The organism is Candidatus Formimonas warabiya (assembly GCF_002777255.1).
GTDB classification, from domain to species: Bacteria; Bacillota; Dehalobacteriia; order Dehalobacteriales; family Dehalobacteriaceae; genus Formimonas; species Formimonas warabiya.
In genome coordinates this window covers 3,429,461-3,450,434 of sequence record NZ_CP017634.1, presented here as the reverse complement: position 1 = coordinate 3,450,434, position 20,974 = coordinate 3,429,461, and the positions used below count along the sequence as shown (strand labels likewise).

Annotated in this window: 20 protein-coding genes and 5 riboswitches; of the genes, 16 read left to right on the top strand and 4 right to left on the bottom strand. The window is 44.3% G+C overall.

The genetic code is table 11. From position 1 onward, the window contains the following. Positions 1-40 precede the first annotated feature (40 nt). From lysA to ltrA, 5 genes are all read left to right on the top strand, one after another. Positions 41-1,294: a diaminopimelate decarboxylase gene (lysA, locus tag DCMF_RS15805; RefSeq protein WP_148137939.1), complete on the top strand. Its 1,254-nt coding sequence runs from the start codon at positions 41-43 to the stop codon at positions 1,292-1,294. Positions 1,295-1,699: 405 nt separating this feature from the next. Then, on the top strand, positions 1,700-2,932 hold the full coding sequence (locus DCMF_RS15800) for a tyrosine-type recombinase/integrase (RefSeq protein ID WP_214658649.1): 1,233 nt from the start codon (positions 1,700-1,702) through the stop codon (positions 2,930-2,932). A 29-nt stretch (positions 2,933-2,961) separates the two neighbouring features. Then, positions 2,962-3,891 (top strand): tyrosine-type recombinase/integrase, encoded by a 930-nt coding sequence (locus DCMF_RS15795; protein ID WP_214658648.1) that lies wholly within the window; start codon positions 2,962-2,964, stop codon positions 3,889-3,891. After that, positions 3,888-4,898 (top strand): tyrosine-type recombinase/integrase, encoded by a 1,011-nt coding sequence (locus tag DCMF_RS15790; RefSeq protein WP_148135308.1) that lies wholly within the window; start codon positions 3,888-3,890, stop codon positions 4,896-4,898. Before DCMF_RS15795 ends, DCMF_RS15790 begins: the two co-directional genes overlap by 4 nt. 414 nt (positions 4,899-5,312) lie before the next feature. Further along, complete coding sequence (gene ltrA, locus DCMF_RS15780) at positions 5,313-6,731, top strand: group II intron reverse transcriptase/maturase (protein WP_148135307.1); 1,419 nt, start codon at positions 5,313-5,315, stop codon at positions 6,729-6,731. A 146-nt stretch (positions 6,732-6,877) separates the two neighbouring features. Here the strand turns inward: ltrA and DCMF_RS15775 are convergent, their stop codons facing one another. The 3 genes from DCMF_RS15775 to DCMF_RS15765 form a co-directional block, all read right to left on the bottom strand. Next, the gene (locus DCMF_RS15775; protein ID WP_148135306.1) at positions 6,878-9,619 is read right to left on the bottom strand and encodes a UPF0182 family membrane protein; all 2,742 of its coding nucleotides are present in this window, start codon (positions 9,617-9,619) and stop codon (positions 6,878-6,880) included. Positions 9,620-9,869: 250 nt separating this feature from the next. Further along, a complete protein-coding gene (locus DCMF_RS15770; RefSeq protein ID WP_148135305.1) occupies positions 9,870-10,256 on the bottom strand; it encodes a response regulator in 387 nt (128 codons plus the stop codon). Positions 10,257-10,276: 20 nt separating this feature from the next. Next, positions 10,277-10,465 carry a histidine kinase gene (locus tag DCMF_RS15765; protein ID WP_148135304.1) on the bottom strand — a complete coding sequence of 63 codons (189 nt, stop codon included), beginning with the start codon at positions 10,463-10,465 and terminating at the stop codon, positions 10,277-10,279. Between the two features lie 371 nt (positions 10,466-10,836). On the opposite strand from DCMF_RS15765, the gene DCMF_RS15760 reads away from it, so the two are divergent. The 4 genes from DCMF_RS15760 (at position 10,837) to DCMF_RS15745 (ending at position 13,733) form a co-directional block, all read left to right on the top strand. Next, complete coding sequence (locus tag DCMF_RS15760) at positions 10,837-11,544, top strand: hypothetical protein (RefSeq protein WP_148135303.1); 708 nt, start codon at positions 10,837-10,839, stop codon at positions 11,542-11,544. Positions 11,545-11,667: 123 nt separating this feature from the next. Further along, entirely contained in the window at positions 11,668-11,931 is a 264-nt protein-coding gene (locus DCMF_RS15755; protein WP_148135302.1) for a PqqD family protein, read from the top strand. A 10-nt stretch (positions 11,932-11,941) separates the two neighbouring features. Further along, complete coding sequence (locus DCMF_RS15750; protein ID WP_236860040.1) at positions 11,942-12,385, top strand: hypothetical protein; 444 nt, start codon at positions 11,942-11,944, stop codon at positions 12,383-12,385. A 169-nt stretch (positions 12,386-12,554) separates the two neighbouring features. Further along, complete coding sequence (locus tag DCMF_RS15745; protein ID WP_214658647.1) at positions 12,555-13,733, top strand: nucleotidyltransferase domain-containing protein; 1,179 nt, start codon at positions 12,555-12,557, stop codon at positions 13,731-13,733. 186 nt (positions 13,734-13,919) lie between these two features. Here DCMF_RS15745 and DCMF_RS15740 read toward each other — a convergent pair whose 3' ends face one another. Continuing rightward, positions 13,920-14,744 (bottom strand): CAP domain-containing protein, encoded by an 825-nt coding sequence (locus tag DCMF_RS15740; protein WP_214658646.1) that lies wholly within the window; start codon positions 14,742-14,744, stop codon positions 13,920-13,922. Between the two features lie 237 nt (positions 14,745-14,981). Continuing rightward, a riboswitch (cyclic di-GMP riboswitch) is annotated at positions 14,982-15,064 on the top strand. A gap of 261 nt (positions 15,065-15,325) precedes the next feature. Continuing rightward, positions 15,326-15,408, top strand: a riboswitch (cyclic di-GMP riboswitch). A gap of 257 nt (positions 15,409-15,665) precedes the next feature. Then, positions 15,666-15,748, top strand: a riboswitch (cyclic di-GMP riboswitch). A gap of 149 nt (positions 15,749-15,897) precedes the next feature. After that, positions 15,898-15,982, top strand: a riboswitch (cyclic di-GMP riboswitch). Between the two features lie 156 nt (positions 15,983-16,138). Then, positions 16,139-16,223, top strand: a riboswitch (cyclic di-GMP riboswitch). A 129-nt stretch (positions 16,224-16,352) separates the two neighbouring features. Here DCMF_RS15740 and DCMF_RS15735 point away from each other — a divergent pair. The 7 genes from DCMF_RS15735 (at position 16,353) to DCMF_RS15705 (ending at position 20,946) form a co-directional block, all read left to right on the top strand. After that, positions 16,353-16,529, top strand: coding sequence for a Flp family type IVb pilin (locus DCMF_RS15735; RefSeq protein WP_236860039.1), 177 nt, complete (start codon positions 16,353-16,355; stop codon positions 16,527-16,529). A gap of 67 nt (positions 16,530-16,596) precedes the next feature. After that, the gene (locus tag DCMF_RS15730) at positions 16,597-16,773 is read left to right on the top strand and encodes a Flp family type IVb pilin (protein ID WP_214658645.1); all 177 of its coding nucleotides are present in this window, start codon (positions 16,597-16,599) and stop codon (positions 16,771-16,773) included. Between the two features lie 107 nt (positions 16,774-16,880). Beyond that, on the top strand, positions 16,881-17,390 hold the full coding sequence (locus DCMF_RS15725; protein ID WP_148135299.1) for an A24 family peptidase: 510 nt from the start codon (positions 16,881-16,883) through the stop codon (positions 17,388-17,390). Positions 17,391-17,393: 3 nt separating this feature from the next. Beyond that, positions 17,394-17,786, top strand: a complete 393-nt coding sequence (locus tag DCMF_RS15720; protein WP_148135298.1) for a TadE/TadG family type IV pilus assembly protein — start codon at positions 17,394-17,396, stop codon at positions 17,784-17,786. Positions 17,787-17,795: 9 nt separating this feature from the next. Beyond that, positions 17,796-18,701, top strand: coding sequence for a pilus assembly protein TadG-related protein (locus tag DCMF_RS15715; protein ID WP_148135297.1), 906 nt, complete (start codon positions 17,796-17,798; stop codon positions 18,699-18,701). Positions 18,702-18,986: 285 nt separating this feature from the next. Beyond that, positions 18,987-19,766: a Flp pilus assembly protein CpaB gene (gene cpaB, locus DCMF_RS15710; RefSeq protein WP_148135296.1), complete on the top strand. Its 780-nt coding sequence runs from the start codon at positions 18,987-18,989 to the stop codon at positions 19,764-19,766. After that, complete coding sequence (locus DCMF_RS15705; protein WP_148135295.1) at positions 19,684-20,946, top strand: CpaE/TadZ family protein; 1,263 nt, start codon at positions 19,684-19,686, stop codon at positions 20,944-20,946. The genes cpaB and DCMF_RS15705 overlap by 83 nt, the downstream gene beginning before the upstream one ends. Positions 20,947-20,974 lie beyond the last annotated feature (28 nt).

Below are 20,974 nucleotides of genomic sequence, written 5' to 3'. Positions count from 1 at the left end.
ATCGTCTTGGCAAAAAATATAATAATCAGGGGGATTCATGATGGCAGAAAAAACACTACCGTTTACGAAAGAACAATTGGAGGAATTTATTAAAGAGTATGGCACTCCTTTTCACATTTATATAGAAAAGGATATTCGGGAAAATGTCCGGAAACTGAAATCCGCTTTTTCTTGGGCGCCTGAGTTTAAGGAACATTTTGCTGTGAAGGCTACGCCCAACCCTTATATTTTAAAGATCCTCAGGGAAGAGGGTTTGGGGGCTGACTGCAGTTCACTGACGGAATTGATTCTGGCGGAAAAAGCGGGCATAAAAAAAGAGGATATCATTCTTTCTTCCAATGATACACCGGGGGAAGAATTTCAAAAAGCAAAGGAATTAGGGGCGATTATTAATCTGGATGATATTAGTCATATTGATTTTTTGGAAAGAGTGGCCGGTTTTCCGGATTTGATTTCTTTCCGTTATAATCCGGGGCCCTTGCGCGCCGGGGGAAACGATATTATCGGCAAACCCCAGGAAGCAAAATACGGACTGACAAAAGAGCAGATCTTTGAAGCCTACCGGATCATGAAGAATAAAGGGGCCAGACGTTTTGGCATTCATACCATGGTAATTTCCAATGAATTAGACCCGGAATATTTTATCGAAACCGCCAATATGATGTTTGACCTGATCGGGGAGATCTACGAGAAATTAGATATTAGAATAGAATATCTGAACTTGGGAGGCGGCATCGGCATCCCCTATCGGCCTGAAGAAGAGCCGGTTGATTTGGATTATGTAGGAGAGGGGATCAGAAGGAGTTATGAGGAAAAAATTGTGGCCAATGGTCTGGATCCCGTAAAAATTGCCATGGAAAGCGGCCGGATGATCACCGGGCCTTACGGCTATCTGGTGACCAAGGTACTGCATAAAAAAGAGATCTATAAAAACTATGTCGGTCTTGATGCCTGCATGGCGAATCTGATGCGCCCCGCTTTGTACGGCGCTTACCATCATATTACCGTACCCGGTAAAGAAGATTGGCCCCTGGATCATATTTATGATGTGACCGGCTCTCTCTGTGAAAACAATGATAAATTTGCCATAGACCGGCCTTTGCCCAGAATCGATATTGGAGATATTATCGTCATACACGATGCCGGAGCCCACGGTCATGCCATGGGATTCAACTATAATGGCAAGCTTCGCTCCGCCGAATTATTGTTAAAACCCGATGGACAGGCGGCAATAATCAGAAGGGCGGAAACTCTGGAAGATTATTTTGCCACTTTGGATTTTTCGAAGTTATAAAACCGGTGAACCGGTTATCAGGAAGCATGATTCCAGGCGATGATCAAAATATGATTTAGTAAAACAAATGTAATCATGATTCATGACGCATCCTTGTTACGAAAAAAATAACAGCATCTCAAATATTATTTTGGGATGCTGTTTTATTCATGTGCGCCACGCATGACGCGTAACTAGGCGGTGAAAGTCCGCTATGGGGGCTGGCAGTTGCCAACCATTAGCCAATGGCAAGGGTGTCCTTCGCGAGGAGGAATCTGAATTATCCAAGAGAAAATACTATCCGAGATATTCAATCAAACATTGTATTTTTATGGCATCCAAGAAAAACTCCTCGGATAAGTTCTATCCAAGTATAATGCGTCATGAAACAATGAAATACGTACATTATACAAGGAGATGAATGCAATGGACTTTTTATTCAAACCTCAGCAGCTTGAAGGGCAAATCAAAAAATTTCTCACCGCCATGAAAGGAAGGGGATATTCAGAAACAACTCTTAAAAGCTATCAGTCCTTTCTGAGAAAAGCATGCTCATTTATGGAGCAAAATGGAACCTTAAGCTATACAAAAGAGTATTCGGAAATGTTTTTGACAGATATTCTTTCTGAACTTCCGCTTTCAGAAAGCTATAAAAAGCATACCAGAACAGCGGTAAGGAGATTCAATGAATATCTGTCTGGTTCGCCTTATGCTTACAGGCAGCCACAAGGAGGGATTGAACCACCGGCGGTTTTTCGAAAAATACTGGGATGTTACCTGATGGAAATGGCAGACCGGGGGCTAAAGCCGGCAACGATAGCCTGCAGACGTATTTTCGCTGCGCAATTTTTAAATTCGATTGAAGGGCAGGGAATCAATTCCATAGCAGATATCACTGCCTCGCATGTAGGAACAGCCGTGCTTTGTGCAGGTTCTATGGAAGGAATATGTGAAAAGCTCCCATATTTCCTTAAATACCTCTATTGCAGCGGCCTGACAAAGGGAGACTTGTCAAAAGCAGTTCCGCCATTTTTGCCCGATAGAAAGCTTCCAACAGTTTACAAAAAAGAAGAGCTCCGCAAAGCACTGGAGAGCATCGACTACGGCAGCCTGATTGGGAAAAGGGATTACGCTATTCTTCTGATGCTTGCGACTTATGGGATTCGCGCCACTGATCTTGTACGCCTGAAAGTGGGGGATATAGATTTTCAACATAACTGTTTTTCTTTTATCCAGTCAAAGACAGGGAAAGAATACCGTGCAACCCTGCTTCCGGCGGTAAAGAAAGCTTTCTTATCCTATCTTACAGAAGCAGCTTCTGTTCATAGCCAAACTTTTCTCTTCCGAAGGGTTTCAGCCCCTTGCAGCGCATTGTCGCGGAGTGCAGTCTGGAGCATCGTGGCATCAAGGCTGAAATGCTCTGTTGTTATCAACGGCAGGAAAAGAGGTGCTCATGCAATCCGCTCAAGCATGGCAAGCGGGCTGATTGCTGACGATGTCCCTTATACGGTAGTCCAGAAGGTGTTGGGGCATACAGATCCGAATGCAACAAAGCGATATGCATCCATCGACACAGAAAGGCTTCGCAAATGCGCACTGGAATGCCCTGAGGCAACCGGGTGTTTTGCTTCCTATCTGGAAGGAGGTACCTGGAAATGAGACTGTATTCCACTGTATTGGGGGAGAAAATGTGTGCCTATCTCAACCTGTTGGACAAATCAGGAAGATATACGCCGCATGTTGAAAGCCTGTTCAGGGAGCTAGAGCGGTTCATTCAGAAAGACAGCTCTGCCGAAGAAGCACTTTCGCCGCAGGCCATTTTTGCATGGGACAGTCAGCTGATCTGTTCTCAGGCAACAAGAAAGAAAAAATATATTGTACTGCGAGGGTTCATGAGATATCTTTCAGCAGAAGGAATCCATTGCAATATCCCGGAAACTCCGCGGAAAACAGCAAGTACATATGCACCTTACATATTCGACGAATCAGAGTGGAGACGCATGATACAGGAAGTAGACAATCTTTCATACGCTTTAAAAGTTTCCGGTTCCGATATGCCGATAGCTTTCCCGATGATCATAAGGCTCCTCTATGCCTGCGGGCTGCGTCTTTCAGAAGCTCTTTCGTTGAAATCCGGGGATATAGATTTTGACAGAGGCTGCCTGACTATCCGTAAAGCCAAACGTAACCGGCAGCGTCTTGTGCCAATGAAACAAAGCACTGCTGACCTGCTAATGAAATACTGCATCAGGAGAGGACTCCTGCAGGAACCGGAGGATCATCTTTTTGCCGGAACGGATGGAAAGCCCTACAGCAACAGCTGGGTGGAACGGTGGTTTGCTGTTGCATTGGTATTAAGCGGCATAAAGCAGGAACGCCGTTATCCGGGAGAAAGGGGCATTTGTCCCCATTGTCTTCGCCATACATTTGTATTCCGCTCCTTTCAGAGCTCGGGCGATTCATTTGATGGCACAGTTCCTTTTCTATCCACCTATCTCGGTCATGAAAACATCATGGAAACAGACCGTTACCTGAGGTTCTCTTATGAACTGTATTCCGAGGCGCAGGAAAGAATCTCGGACTATACAAGAGGGTTGTTCCCTGAGGTGAAGGCATGAGAAAAAACAGCGCTTTTCTTGATGTGCTTTCATCATACTTTACGGAATATCTGCCTGTTACCAAAGGGCTGAGCAGTAACTCCATCCGTTCATATAAATACTCATTCCAGCTCCTGTTCAGCTTTTTAAAGGAAGAAAAAGGGGTTCTTCCAGAAAAGGTAACATTCCATACACTGGAAAAAGATATGCCGGAGCAGTTCCTGTCATGGCTGGAAAAATGCAGATCATGCAGCATAAGCACACGAAACCAGAGGCTAAGCTGCATATCCTCTTTCTCTAAGTATGCCGCCAGAAAGGAGCCGGTCGAAGCAGCCGGGTTCCATGGGACGCTTTCTTCCATCCCCAAAAAGAAGGAAAGTGATAAAATGCCTGTATACTTTACCAAAGAAGAAATTTCCATTATGCTGCATCTTCCTTCCGGGATTGGAACAGTTGGCTACAGGGATCTTGTGCTGTTAAGCGTACTCTATGCAAGCGGTGCCAGAGCACAGGAATTATGCGATTTAAAGGTATCTGACATCCGTTTTGGAGAGAAAGCTTCAATCAAGCTTATCGGTAAAGGAAAAAGAGGCCGGATTATTACAATTCCTGATGATTGTGCAGTCCTGCTCAAAACATATCTGGAACACGAAAAGAAAGCGGTGGAAAGCCATGTTTTTTCAAGCCAGGCTCATGAACATATGACAATTTCCTGCGTTGAGGAAATCGTAAAGAAATATGTAAGGGAAGCAAAAAGAAAACATCCGGCATTATTTAAGGAAAAAATATACACTCCCCACACATTCCGGCATTCCATAGCGGTTCATATGCTGGAGGCCGGCGTGCCTTTACCAGTAATCAAAAACTTTCTTGGACACGTTTCTTTGGAAACGACGTTGATTTACGCAACCGTAAGCGATGAATTAAAGGATAAGTATTTGGCGGAGCACAGCTTAGCCAATATTCTGCCTGTTAAAGCAGCTCTTGCTTATGAAGACATAGGATTAGAGTTTTTAAAGAAGATATAACAGGAAAAGTTATCCGAGGAAATTTGCGTGTTTCACTTGCATACCAGCGCACTTCTGCGATTCCTCGGATAATGTTTCCTCTTGGATAATTCAGATTATCTGAGTTTTCAGATAATCTGAAGGAAGCCTACGGCAAAGTTCCGACCCGAGGAACACGAATCGTATCAGGCATCCGAAGTGGGATGAGTCTGCATGACAAGACAAATCCAATAAACTGCACGGACACGGGGATGTAAATACGGCGGGTACATGGGATGAAAGTTACGTGTCTTACCGTGGGAGGTCTCACGGACGCATGGAACGAGTTAGCGAAATGCGGTTGAAACAAGATTTACCGTGAGAAGTCAGCAGATACCATAGTAGTAACGCAGTCGACGGCGTTATGAAGGGTTGAACCTAAGGAGGTGTTAGTCAATGAATGTTACCAAGGTCGGGATAAAAGAAAGCAGAATACCTTGCTGTGGCAAGGGCTGCTCGCAAAGAGATAGTGCGGAACACGAAGGGTATGCGGGAGCGCTCACCGACAGGAGGATAACTGAAAACAACAACACCAATGCCGACAGTGAAGAGAACGGACTTTTAGAGAGAATTTTAAACCGAGACAACCTCAACAAAGCATACAAGCAGGTTAAGAGAAACAAAGGCGCACACGGAGTCGATGGGATGGAAGTGGAGCATATTTCGCAATATCTCAAAGACAATGGAGAGGAACTCGTAAAGTTGGTTCTGGACGGAAAATATCGTCCTAATCCAGTCCGAAGAGTAGAAATACCCAAGGACAAGGGAAAAATGCGGACGTTGGGGATACCAACAGCAGTAGACAGAGTGCTGCAGCAGGCAATCGCACAAGTACTGTTACCCATCTTCGAACCCCAATTTGCAGAAACTAGCTACGGCTTCAGGCCGAAGAGAAGTGCTCATGACGCGCTGAGGAAGTGTAAGGAATACGCGAACGAAGGGTATACCTACGTTGTAGAGATGGACCTAGAGAAGTTTTTCGATACGGTAAACCAATCGAAAATGATTGAGATACTGTCAAGGACAATCAGAGATGGTAGAGTCATATCCCTAATACATAAGTATCTCACGGCAGGAGCAGTAAACAGAGGGAGATTCGAGGAGACAGAACTTGGTCTCGTTCAGGGCGGAAACGTCAGTCCCTTATGTAGTAACATCATGCTGAATGGACTTGACCATGAACTGGAACGTAGAGGAATCAGATTTGTCAGATATGCGGATGATGTGCAACTCTTTGCAAAGACGAAAAGGTCAGCGCAAAGGATGCTGGAGCACATCCTACCTTTCATTGAGGACAAACTGCTTCTAAGGGTGAACAGAGAGAAAACGGTGGTTGCCTATATCGGCAAAGTTAAATTCCTAGGATACGGATTCTATCCATCAAAAGATGGAATCAAACTTCGTGTCCATGCTAAGAGCATCAGTAAGATGAAAGCAAAAGTAAAAGAGATCACGTCTAGAAGTAACGGACTCGGATACGAACTACTGAAACTTAAATTAAAACAATTCATAACGGGGTGGGTAAATTATTTCAAACTCGCGGATATGAAGAAGATGCTTGGGGCAACCGATAAATGGCTGAGAAGGAGAATTCGCATGTATATCTGGAAACAGTGGAAGAAAATCCGCACCAGATATGCAATGCTGAAGAAACTCGGACTCAACCATGACAATGCCATTAAGTTTGCGTGCACAAGAAAAGGCTACTGGCGGATCGCCAATAGCCACATTCTAAATGTCACCGTAACCGATGCCCGCCTCAGACAGGCAGGTTACGTATTTTTCTCGGATTACTTAAAATCTGTCCAGGTGTAAACTTGGGAACCGCCACTTGCGGAACCGCTTGAGTGGTGGTGTGAGAGGTCGGCTACTCAAATAATGGGTAGCCTCCTACTCGATTCTAACTCTAAATATGGTTATCTGGGTTGTTGTTATATTAAGGATATTCTGGTTTGTGATTTTTACATGGACCGTATTTCTTCCTCCAACTCTAAGAGTTGCTGCTTCAGAATTTCAATCTTTTCCAGGAGGGATTCCTTCGGTTGGACCACCTGAGGCTGTTCCTGACCCGGTTCTGGTTTTTGGCCGGGCTCTTCCGGCAAACCTTTTTTGCCGAAAAATTCCGCAATGGCTTTGTCCAGAGATTTCGTCTCAACCAGGATCAGTTTCTTATCAACAGCGAACACGATGGCCTGCATCTGAGGAATGGATGCCCCTTGTTGTTCCGCCCGAATATAAATGGGCTCCACATAAATAAACCCGTCGTCAATGGGAACCACCATCAGGTTGCCCCGGATCACCTCCGAATCCCCTTGCCCCCAAAGGGTCAGCTTTTGGGAAATGGAGGGATCCTGGTCGATCATGCTGTCGATCATTAAAGGTCCCTGGATTTCCACATTTTTAGGCATCCGGTACAGGGCCAGTTGGCCATATTCATCGCCGTCGTTTCTGGCGGCAAGCCAAGCCACCATATTGTTCCGGTGCTGTTCCTGCCGGCTGGCCGGAGTAAAGGGAATGGTCAGGGTATACTCGCTCTCTTGCTCGCCGGGCAGTTTCATAATGGTATAATAGGGATCGATATTGCTGGTCCCTTCTGTAGTCACTTTTTTGGCAATGTCCCAGGTATCCTCCCGGTTGTAAAAGATGGAAGGATTATCTACATGGAAATTCAGAAGAATATGAGACTGGATATTAAAGTAGTCTTCCGGGTAACGCACGTGCTCCTTCAGGTTACTGGGCATGGCGGATGCGTCTTTAAAAATTCCCGGAAATATGGCGGAAACCGTTTTAATAATGGGATCGCTGGTGTCAAAGGTATAAAAATTAACGGTTCCGTTGTATGCATCAATGACGATTTTTACAGAATTACGCAGATAGTTGACGTCCCCCACGGGAGAAGAATAGGGGAATTTGTCCGTGAAGGAATAGGCGTCCAGGATCCAATATAATTTGCCGTCGTCGGCGGCAACAATATAGGGGTCCTGGTCCAGTTTTAAATAAGGCATCAGGGTATTGACCCGGTCCACAATATTTCTTCGCATCAGCAGTTTGCTGTTTTCTGTGATTTCGCCGGCAAAATAGAAGCGAAAGGTATTAAAGTAAGCGCTGAGAAAGAGCTTGTCGAGGCCTGTTAATTTCAGGCCGGTGGAACCTTGATAGACATTTTCCATGTTGTTGTCGCCCAGGGTATAATCAAACTCCTTGGCAGAGGTATTGCCGATCACATAACCGTACCGGCTGTCGTTGGTCAATTCTCCGAAATAGATGCGGGGTTCCTTGATGTCAATACCTTGGACTTCTGACTTGGCAGGAATATCTTTCACAATTAAGCGGGCGTAGCCGGATTCGTCGATTTCATTGGCCAAAGTGGCCGCAATGCCGTATCCGTGGGTATATCTCATGGTCAGGTTGACAAAGGTGCCTGCTTTTTCCGTAAGGGATTTGTCCGATATTTCCCGGGGGGCCAGAAGAACTTGGCGGTACTTCCCGTCTATCTGATAGCGGTCGATGTCAATGTCGTTGAACTGGTAATAGTAGGTTAAACCCTGGTTTTGGGACAGGGCGGCTTTGAGGGGGTTCGGGTCATTGAGACGGATGTTTTCGATGGTGGACCGGTTGTTTTGGATGTTCTCCCAAGTAATTTTTGCTGTTCCGGGATAGTCCTTCACCACCAGATCATTTAAACCATAGGCCAGCCTGGTGAATTTTATTTCCCGTTCAATGTAGGGTTTTTCTTTGAAAAATTCGTTATTGCTCACGGTATATTGCACAAAGCTGTGCACCCCCATGCCGAGGATACCTGCTAAAAGGTAAATTACAATGGGTCTGGTGACCAAACGATGATCGTTGATGAAAAAGAACAAAAAAGCGGCGATGCTGCACAAAACAGCCAGAATGGCCAGTATGATGGACAAGGGCAGGGTTACATGAATATCGGTATAACCTGCTCCGTAGACGTAGCCTGCTTGCGAATAAACAATGGTATACATGGCAATAATCTGTTTCAACCCGTAAAGAATGAACAAAATTCCTATTAAGCAGGACCAAAACCTGCGGATACTCCGGGGAATATGCAGGCTTCCTTTTTTGAAGAGATTTCCTTTTAGTTGAATTAAGCCTGTTAAAGGAAAGAAAAAGAGACTGGCCAGAAAGATCATAGTTAAGGATGAAGTAAGTGAATTCAAGACAAAATTGTAAAAGGGCATTTGAAAGACATAAAAAGATACGTCTTTATGAAAAATCGGATCGTCCACATTAAACTTGGCATAGTTTAAGTATTCCAGCAATTTCATCCAACCGTTTTCTACGGTCTGCAAGGACAAGATAAAGCTGAAGGCAATGCTGACCACAAAAATAACGGCAATCACTTTTCTTTTATTGATCGGGGTTACGTTGACTTCTTCAGCAGGGTCCGGGTATTTCAGTACCCGTAAACGAAAATTTTTCCAAAAGGAAGGGTTTTCTTGCTCTGCCCGCTGGTAAGTCCGGAACGCGATCAACCCCATGCCAAACAGGATGAGAAAAAAAATCAGAAAGGAAATCACGCCGATGGATAACTTGGCAATGATAGGCGTAGTAAACAGCTGGCTGTATCCGAGATTTTTAAACCAGATGTAGTTTACGTAAAACCCGGAGGTGATTTTTATCAACAAGGCTGCAAAAAAAAGGAAAGCCAAAACTTGAAAAAGTCGAATTTTCTTCATGGGATCCCTCCTTAACCGGTTAACAAAGTTATTGATAGATGCTTTTATTCTTCAAACCATAGGCATATGCCTTTAAATAAACGAAAAATTTTTTTTCCTTTTTTTGTACTTCTTAGGATGATACCCTTCAAAGTTGAAAAGAAAAAATGGGATCAAGGGAAAGGGAATAAAATAAAAACCGGGAAATTTTTTCTCCGGTCGTTTACTTGGAAAGATGCACCTTTTTTGCCTGGAGGGCATTTATGGATACTTATGGCCCGCATGAACAGTTTTCTTGCTGCCCTGTCAAGGCTTTTACCAGCTTACGGAGATCCTTAATGTCAAAGGGCTTTTTCATAAAATAATCGACAACGCCATTTTCGTGGGCGGTGACAACTTGGTCCAGGTTTACAGATGAAGCCATTAACACGATGGTTCCCTGGCAAAAGGCACGAATCCGGTGATACAAGTCCCAGCAATCCACTCCCCGTATCCTAACATCCAGGAGGATTAAGGAAAACCTGTCGTTCTGAACTATTTCCAAAGCCTTTAGTGGTTCCGGGCAAATACACACATCATAGCCTTCACCAATCAGGACATCCTTTATTAGCCTACAAACCCCAAGATGACCATCAACCACCAGTATTTTGTGTAACATAGGTCGACACCCCTTTGTTGTTAATATTGGTCAGCTTTCACTTGATTGATGATACTATCGATTACTGATTCACTCTGGTCAATTTCCTTTAAGATCAGGAATAAATAGTCGACATCTTTTCTTTCGATTTGTAATTGTAAATATCCTTTGATCACGGTGAGATGATTTAATATCTCGTCACAAAAATTAAGGATATCATGGTTTTTCATTCCGTACCTACCCCTAATATTTTTGTAGTTCAATGGGATTAGTAAATTGGACATATAAAAGTATTTTACCATATTTGTAATTAATTTAAACAGGTACTGCTTAATTTATTTAACAAGTTTGTTAATTTCAGGGACTAAGCGATCATAAAACCACCTATGTGTGGTATGCTTTTATATTAAAAAAATAATCTAAAATAAAGGAAAACAAAAAAAGGCTGAAGAATAAATGATTAATTTTAACTGCGACCCTACCCAGCTCTATAGCAGCGCGTGCATCCAGCGGATGACCACTATGATTGAAGGAAACAGGGATGAAATCTACTGGAATGATATCGATTAATTGGTGGTTAGGGGATTCCAGGGAGAAAAATATGCCAACATATAGAATCGCCGATTTAACAGTAGGATTGCAGGCCAACGGTCACATCCTGGCCAGGCGAAGTCAGCCCTATTTCTTTGAGACAACCCGCCCGGTTGATTTCACGATCTTCTTAAGCCCGGATTTCCTGCAGCATAAACAACAGGAGAATCCTCACTTGAGTATGGACGAGTGCGAATACATCTGGACCGGTGCCGACTTCTACCGGCGGCTATTAAATTTTGACGGCTTAATGCTCCATGCCTCGGCCCTGGCTTATGAAGGCCGAAGTTATCTCTTCTCCGCCTCCTGCGGAACCGGAAAATCCACCCACGCCAGGTTGTGGCGGCAGCATTTCGGACGGAATCAGGTCAGCATCATCAATGATGATAAACCGGCTCTCCGGTACATGGATAACTCTTTTTATGTCTACGGAACCCCCTGGAGCGGCAAGAGCGAGCAGAACCTGAATGTAAAAGTACCTTTGCAGGCCGTTTGCTTTTTGGAGCAATCCCGGCATAATTGGATCGAAAGATTAGAAGCGCAAGCAGCCCTGAAACTAATTTTGAATCAAACTTTGCGCCCTCGTGAGATCCAAGGGATGGAAAGCCTACTCACCATACTGGATAAACTGATCAGGCAGATTCCCTTCTATCAAATGGGCTGTACTATCGATGTTGAAGCAGTGGACATGGCTTATCAAGCCATGTCTTCAATTTGAAAATTTAGCCTGACTAACTTGGCGTAAGTCATGCATTTGCAGTTCTAAAATTCAGATGGAGTAAAAGAATCTCCATCTGAATTAAGAACTTGCTTCAAATTCCGGTTGAAGAGGGTGAAAAAAGTGAAAATAAAAGAGGGATATATCCTGCGGGAGGTAGCAGGAAACAGCGTGGTAGTGGCAGTGGGCAAGACCGCTTTGGATTTCAACGGACTCATCACCTTGAACAGTACGGGGGTTTTTCTCTGGAAAATGCTTGAAAAAGACGCAGATGAACAGGCATTAGTGGCAGCGATGCTTCGTGAATATGAAATTGATGCCCCGACTGCTAAAACTGATATCGCAGAATTTATTGATAAGTTGAAAGGCGCGGATTTACTTGCCTAAGAGAATTTTTTTGAAGGAAGTATGCGCACTGATGGTGGAGATCCTGCAAAGCGGCGGGGAAGTAGCCCTCGTACCGTCTGGAAAGAGCATGCTTCCTCTGCTGCGCGACCGGCAGGATAAGATCATACTGGTCCAGGCCCCAGAGAAACTGAAAAAATACGATATTCCTCTTTACCGGCGCCATAACGGACAGTTTGTCTTGCACCGGATTGTGGCTGTCAAAGAGAATGGCTACGTTTTGTGCGGCGACCATCAATGGGAACCGGAATACGGCGTCAGGCACGATCAGGTTATCGCTGTAGTGAAAGCCTTTTACCGGGGGAAAAAGTATATAGACTGCAGCAACAAGGCCTACCGGCTGTATTGCCTGATTTGGACCAGATTGTTTTGGGTCAGAAAGATCTTCTTCAGGTTTCAGGGCCTGGCCCGCCGGGTAAGGAAAAGTATCTCATGAAGCTACTTCCCTTCCGGGCGAAAACACCAAAAAAAGGCTCTTGCACCATTTGGCGGTTCTGTCAGGCAAGTCCTGTCTGAGGATATCCCATTACCAGGGGTCCCGGATGTTTGTGAGAGGGTCCTTGGCATGGGAAATAAGCGTATCCGTACAAGAGGGGGGAAACAGGATGAACGAAAAACTGGATAGAGAAATAGCCGGGCGCTATTTAATCTCCCTTTTGGCTGCAGTACTGCACAACGAGGTTCCCCCGCCCATACCGCAGAATCTGGATCTGTTATTCCTCTATAAGCTGGCATCCCGGCACAGTGTGGCGAATATGGCCTGTTATGGGCTGAGCCGTCTGGACCCTTTACCGGATCCGGATAAAATGAAGGCTTTTCAGGAAGCCCGGAAAAAGGGCCTGGCCAAGGAAGCCAGGCAAGAATTGGAGGTCCGGCAGATCCTGTCCGCATTGGAGGAAAATTATATCAAGTGTATGCCCCTCAAAGGATTTATCATTAAACATTTCTATCCGCAGCCTGATATGAGATTGATGGCTGATGTGGATATTTTAGTTGATCATAGCCAAATGAAAAGGGCCAGAGATACGATGCTGTCCCTTGGTTATACAGTCGAGCATACGGGCGGCCACCATGACGTATATCACAAACAGCCGGTGATGAATATTGAACTTCACCGCACGCTTATTCCCGAAAGAATGGATCGTTTACATACCTATTTCGAGAGTATTTGGAACCGGGTGAAATTACATGCCGGGACCAGCTACCAATATGAAATGTCCCAAGTGGATTTCTATATTTATCTCATGGCCCATATGGCCAAGCACCACCGAGGCGGCGGCACCGGCATACGGTCGGTGATGGATGTGTGGGTATACAGGAACTACTACAAAGAACAAATAGATGGGAATTATGTCCGCGCTGAATTTGAAAAAACAGGTTTATCCGGCTTTGCCCAAAGTATGGAGGGGTTGTCTGAACAGTGGTTTAACAAAAAAATAGATCAAGAAATTGATCAGGAAGTGGCCGCTTATATTCTTGCCAACGGTACCTATGGTTCTGGTAAAAATGCTGTGATAAATAGGTTTATTCGAGAAACGAAGGAAGCGGAAGGTTTCACTGTAGCCAAACTAAAATTCGCTTTGCGCATGCTTTTCCCGGCAAGACCCCATATGGAGATACTTTTTCCCTTTCTGCATAAGATGCCTTTTTTAATGCCGGTATGCTGGGCAATTCGGGGAATGCGTACGGTTATATATAGGCGGTCCCGCATTAGACAAAATCTCGGTCTCATCACTTACTTAACAGAATCCAGAGTAGAGAAGATGAAAAAAATTCAGCAATAATCAGGGTAAAAAAGTTTGCCCGTAGTTTTGCTGTTTTTTTTATTTCGCCGCGAAAAGGCCGGGGCAGGCCCTATTTTTGACCCCCGAATAGAAAAGAGTTCCGGCGGTCAAATCGCCGGAACCCATGTGTTGTGTGCTTTTTATGTGCGGGCGGGATCTGCACCCACCCGGTTTTTTCAGAAAAGTTTAGCCGATAAAATGTTGCGTAAACATTTTACCATAAGGGCCTCCGTCGATAATACCGATACCGATGTGGGTATAGTTTTTGTTCAGAATATTGGCTCGGTGTCCCGAACTGTTCATTAAGCCTTTATGCGCCCCATCGACTGAACTGTTGCCGGCCAGGTTTTCCCCTGCCGTGCGATAGGTGATCCCTTGACTCTTCATCAGGTCGAAGGGTGAGCCGTAAGTAGGAGAGTTGTGATCGAAATAATTGTTATCAATCATATCCTGGCTCTTCATTCTTGCCGTTTTTACCAGGCGCATATCCACTTCTAAAGCGGGCAAGCCGGCGGCAGTTCTTTCTGCATTCACCAGGTCAACCATTTTCTGTTCGTCAGCAGTTAAACCGGCTACAGGAGTTGAGGCTGGAGTGGAATTTTTTTCAGGTGCCGGTTTGGTTGCTTTAGGAGTGGAATTCTTGGCAGGTACCGGTTTAGTTACTGTCGGCTTGGAAGCGGGTGCCGGAGTTGATTGAAGCTGTGTCTTTTTGCAGTCTTTTGCTGTTCCGGTTTGCACCAGGCATGTCCCGGGGTTCGGGCACAGGTTTTTACTCAAACATGAAGTTACGTTATTGCAGGATTGATCCACACAGTCAGTATTGTTTGAGCAAGAACCTAAACCTAACCACTTCTGAAATTGGTCCACAGTAATTTGCTGGTTACCGGTGTTCTTTAGGGGACATTTGGTTCCGGAGGTTCCAAGGGAAGCGGCCCATGCCATGGTGGAAAACAGCATTGTAAACACCATGATCAAGCACACAAGCAGGCCTAGACGAGTCACTTTCTTCATTTAACATTCCTCCATTCTTTTCCTCTTGTGTTATTTTTTCTGCGGAAATTAGGTGCAGAAAATTTATGGTTTTTATCTTACTATACTTTCACATAAATTTCTGTAAGTAAATTTTGTCAAAGGTATTTACAATTTTCCAATTATATGCTAAGATGCACGTAAATAACCTAATATATTACTTTTGAAGAAAAAATTTTTAGTTGTTTGAATAATTTGTCGAAATAAAACCATAATGCATTCCGATAATGGCAAACCCGGCGAAAACCGGGGACGCAAAGCTACGGGCCTAAGGTAAATACTATGGTCGCCGGGTTACCGAAGATGACTAGTATGGCGTGATGATACGTATATTAGCTCTATTTGGTAACCACCAAATAGAGCTTTTTGTTTGTTTAGGGAAAGGGAGAGTGAGAGATTTTTAAGAGGATATTATTTGATTCTGCTGCCAAAATGCGTTCTTTTAACAGCCACCCTCAATAATCTGGTTAGCTAATAATTCCCCTAGTATTAAATATCGCTAAGTCTTCCTCAAATCGGGCATTTTGCAGCAGAATCATATTTCTAAATGAAACCATAAGACATTCCGATAATGGCAAACCCGGCGAAAGCCGGGGACGCAAAGCTACGGGCCTAAGGTAAAAACTACGGTCGCCGGGTTACCGAAGATGACTAGTATGGCGTGATGATACGTGTGTATTAGCTCTATTTGGTGACTCCCCAATAGAGCTATTTTTGTTTTACTAAAAAAATGCTGGGGAATCTTTGAAAGGAGATCATATTTGATTCTGCTGCAAAAACACTGTTTATACAGCACCCCGCAATCTGTTGCTGGCAATATTTATCAAGTACTATTTATCGTTAAGACTTCCTCAAATTTGACTTTTGCAGCAGAATCATATTTCGAAATTGAACCATAACGCATTCCGATAATGGCAAACCCGGCGAAAGCCGGGGACGCAAAGCTACGGGCCTAAGGTAAAAACTACGGTCGCCGGGTTACCGAAGATGACTAGTATGGCGTATGATACGTGTGTATTAGCTCTATTTGGTGACTCCAAATAGAGCTCTTTGTTGGTCGGATATCATTGAGAATTACTTTAAGGATCTTGTGAGGTTAAATAACTTTTAGCGCGCGCTAAATGATGAAAAGGCATTCCGATAATGGCAAACCCGGTGAAAGCCGGGGACGCAAAGCTACGGGCCTAAGGTAAAATTACTATGGTCGCCGGGTTACCGAAGATGACTAGTATGGCGTGATGGTACGTGTGTATTAGCTCTATTTGGTGACTCCAAATAGAGCTTTCTCTTGGCCGATATCCGGATATTATTAAGATTACTTTAGGATTTTGTGAGGGTTAAATAATTTTTAGCGCGCGCTAAATGATGAAAAGGCATTCCGATAATGGCAAACCCGGTGAAAGCCGGGGACGCAAAGCTACGGGCCTGAGGTAAAACTACTATGGTCGCCGGGTTACCGAAGATGACTAGTATGGCGTGATGATACGTGTGTATTAGCTCTATTTGGTAACCCCCCAATAGAGCTATTGTTGTTGTTTGGTCCCTAAGAAAAACGCTCTTGGTAACGGAATGAGTGAAATGAGGAAGGAGGTGCAAATCATTAATGCCATAAAATATTTAATCTACGATGAAAAGGGACAGGGAATGACGGAATACGGACTGATTATTGTTTTGGTAGCAATAGCTCTAATGGTATCATTAGCGACATTTAAAGATAAATTACTGGCACTCTTAAGCAGAATCATTCTTGCACTACCAATAGTTTGATGTGCCAGGACGCAGGAAGTTTGGTATTTTAAAAAATTACAAAAATTTGAAAAGGGAGACGTGACAAATGAACATGATGAAACAGTTATGGAAACAAGAAGAAGGACAAGGAATGACGGAATACGGGCTGATCATTGCTCTGGTCGCAGTGTTGCTTATCGGATCTTTAGTCATATTTAAAGACAAAATTGCCGCTGTTTTTGAAGGCATCAGCTTTGATGACCCTGATGCAACCACGCCGTAAGAAATAGCGGCAGCCTCCGGCAATAGGCCCTACTTGAATTTAAGTAGGGCCTTCTTTGACAAAATGCTTTACCACCATAAAATTTTTTAAATGCAAAAGAGGTTGGGATGATGCGTGACGTGCTCTTACTGGTAACAATACTGGTTTGCCTGGTGACGGATTTGAAGCACAGGAAGATTTATAATGCGGTGCTGGTACCTAGCCTGGTGCTGGGTATGGTAATCAATTTCATTGATGATGGATGGGTAGGTCTGCTTGTATCAGGTAAGGGTTTTATCTTAGGATTGGGGTTATTATTTGTACCCTTTTTATTAGAGGGCATTGGGGCGGGTGATGTGAAGCTTTTGGCCGTCATTGGTGCCATTAAAGGAACAGAATTCGTCTTTTATACTTTTTTAGGGACTGGGGTGGCCGGGGGACTCATCGCACTGGGAATTCTGTTGTTTCAGGGACGGTTAGGGAAAGCATTGGGTAACCTGGCGAGGGGATTGGTTATTTTGTTTTCCACCCGTTTTCGTGTGGTCACATTTGGGGACAGCAGTGAGCAAAATCTTTTTCCATACGGAATTGCGATTGTTGTAGGTGTTTTGGCCACCTATGCGGTTGAGGTGATGTGAACGATGATGAAATTAATCAAAAGCTGCAAAGGACAAGCCATGGTAGAGCTGGCTTTGATTTTGCCGGTATTGTTATTGCTTATTTTTGGCATTGTTGAGTTTAGCAGAGTTTTTTCCACCCAATTGCTGATTACCAGCAGTGCCCGGGAGGCTGCCCGGGAAGCGGCAGTAGGTGCTTCGGATGCCACGATTGTTTTAAGTGCGGAAAACAGTGCTTCCATACTGGACAGTTCTAAGATGACCGTAACCATTTCGCCTGACGAATCAACAAGAATAAGAGGTGACTCTGTCACCGTTCGCATTGCATATCCGGTTAAAATTTATGCCCCTATTATCTCGAGTTTAATAGGAGATCCCTATACGGTGAGCAGCGAAATTGCCATGAGAGTAGAATAGGTGATCAATATGAATAAGAAAATATTTGACAATGAAAAAGGCAGTGCCATGATCCTTGTGGCACTAGGAATGGCTGTACTATTAGGGTTAGTTTCTCTTGTCACAGATACGGGCTTGATATTCGTTTCTCAGGCTAAATTAGTAAACGCTGTCGATGCAGCTGCCCTAGCCGGGGCTCAGGAGCTTCCCGGGAGGCCTGACCTGGCGGTTACTGTTGCAGAGAATTATGCGGTGACCAATGGGGTTAATGCCCATGATTTAGATATAGAAGTTATGAATGAAAATAAAGCCATCAGGGTGCAGGCGGAAAGAAATGTTAACCTGTTATTTGCGAAAATATTAGGCATTAACACGGGATTTGTGGAACATGAAGCTACAGCTCAGGTGGGGCCCATTGCCGCTACCGAGGGGGTAGTCCCCCTGGGAATCCAGGAACAGGAGCTGAATTTTGGCGAACAGTACACGCTAAAAGTCGGGGCGGGAGAATCAGACACTGGATGGTTTGGGGCTTTAGCTTTGGGAGGTCCGGGAGCTAGTACCTACGAAGAGAACCTTACTTATGGATATCCTGAAGTAATCAGTATTGGGGATATTTTGGATGTTCAAACAGGAAATATTTCCAATCCCACAAAAAGGGCCATTGATTTTCGCCTCCTAGCATGTAACCATACCCCCTATTGTACGGTGGACCATTTCCAACGAGACTGTGCCAGATTGGTAAAGATTCCTATTATTGAAAAAATAAATGCGCGGGACGTAAAAGTGGTGGGTTTTGGGGTGCTGTTATTGGATGATGTTACCGGTCAGGGAAATGATTCTTATGTGAAAGGACGGTTTGTGCAAACAATCCTACCCGGGGAAATTAGCGGAGAAGCAGAAAATTTTGGGGTCTTGGGCGTAAAATTGATCGAATAAAGGCCCCCTAAGGCAATTCTTTAAATTGGGGACATTCCTCCGACGGGATAGGAATGCTGATATAGAGGTGTGTCCTCTGACATAAATTGGGGACATTCCTCCGACGGGATAGGAATGCTGATATAGAGGTGTGTCCTCTGACATAAATTGGGGACATTCCTCCGACGGGATAGGAATGCTGATATAGAGGTGTGTCCCCTGACATAAATTGGGGACATTCCTCCGACGGGATAGGAATGCCTGATATAGAGGTGTGTCCCCTGACCTTTAAAGGAGGAAGAAAAGTTGCGCGGTAAACTGGTTTTTTTTCTGGCAGTCGTTTTCGGTTTAGCAACATCCGTTCTTTTGTATAAGTATTTAGCGGACGCAAAACATGCTTTGGACAACACGGAATATGTGAAAATTGTTGTAGCGGCTCAAGATATTCCAGCTAAAACAAAAATTACTGAGAAAATGGTGGCCTTTAAGGAAATACCCCAAAGTTATCAGCACCCGAAGGAAACCACCCATGCGGAGGATGTGGTCAATAGGATTCTTTTAATTCCGGTAACAGCAGGAGAAAGTATTATGATCAATCAAGTTCTGGACGCTGATGACCGCACGGAAGGCTTAGCTTTTATCGTGCCGAAAGGCAAAAGAGCGCTTACCGTTCCTGTTGATGAAGTGAGCGGGATCGCAGGATTGCTAAAACCGGGAGATAGTGTAGATGTACTGGCCACAGTGGTGATCAATGAGGTTGCCTATACTTCCGTGCCCTTACAGGATATTGAGGTGTTGGCGGTAGGAAAAGAGATGGATGAGAAATCGGATACCTCCCAAAAGGATCCTAAAGAGTATAAAACTGTTACGCTGGCTGTTACCTTCACGCAGGCAAAGCGTTTAATGATGGCCAGTCAACGGGGCGTGATCCGTTTGATGCTAAGATCTCCTATTGACAATTCATGGGGATATTCGGCACCTTCAAAGCTGGAGGACTTACTAAATGAAAATATCAATCAAAAAGCTGTCGAGTATGGCACAGGAGGAGATGGAAGTGGAAAGGGTGCAAATCCTAATAGTAAATGATCATGACGAGGCGAGAAATGATATCCGGCGTATCTTAGAGCAAGAAGCAGAATTCCGGGTGGTGGGAGAAGCTGTCAACGGGGAAGAGGCTCTAAACAAGGCCAAACGGCTGTTGCCCGATATCATCGTCATGGATGATGAAATGCCGGTAATGGATGGAATTGCGGCAACAGAAAAGATTATTTTAAATGATCCTCATGTCTCCGTCATTATCATCAGTATGCAAAGCGGTCCGGAATACTTAAAAAAGGCAATGGTCGCCGGCGCAAGAGAGTATGTGGTAGAGCCGATCAATGGGCAGGAATTGGTGGATACCATCAAACGGGTAAACTACGCAGAAAAAATCCGCCGGGATAAAAGCATGGGGAAGAGAAAATCTGTTTCTCAGGATCCCCAGATTATTACTATTTTTGGCGCAAAAGGCGGGGTAGGAAAGACCACACTTTCCGTAAATTTAGCCGCTCATTTGGCGAATAAAACAAAAGGTAAAATAGCGTTGGTGGATTTAGACCTGCAGTTTGGCGATATACCTATTTTCTTTAATGTCGTGCCCAGGAAAAGCATCGCAGAGCTGGTCCAAGAAAGAGGAAAATTAAATATCCAGTTGATCGAAAACTATTTGCTTACCCATATTTCAAATGTAAAAATCTTGCCCGCGCCGATGAAACCGGAATATGCGGAACTGGTTGACGCAGAAAATATTTCTAAAATCCTCACCATCTTAAAAGAAAATTTTGATTACGTCATTATTGATACCCCGCCGTATTTTCAGGATACTACGCTCACGGCATTAGAAATGTCCCAGCAGTTATTATTGGTCATGACATTGGATTTGCCGGCGATTAAGAACATGAAACTAAATCTGGACCTGCTTCATTCATTGAACCAAAAGAATAAAAGTAAACTTATTCTGAACAGAGCCACAGAACATCTGGGCATTACGATTAAAGATGTGGAGACCTCGTTAGACTTTTTCATTGCGGAAACGATTCCCAGTGACGGAAAACTTGTGGTAACTTCCGTGAATAAAGGAATACCTTTTGTGTTAAGTGATACAAAGGCCAAACCCAGCCGGTCCATAGACAGAATTGCCGATCTGGTGATTCATGATAAGGGATATCAAGAGGACCTGAGCCAAAAGTATCGCAAGAAATCTCTATTTGGAAAAATGTTTGGTTAACCTGACTAACTTGGCGTAAGGCTCCCGT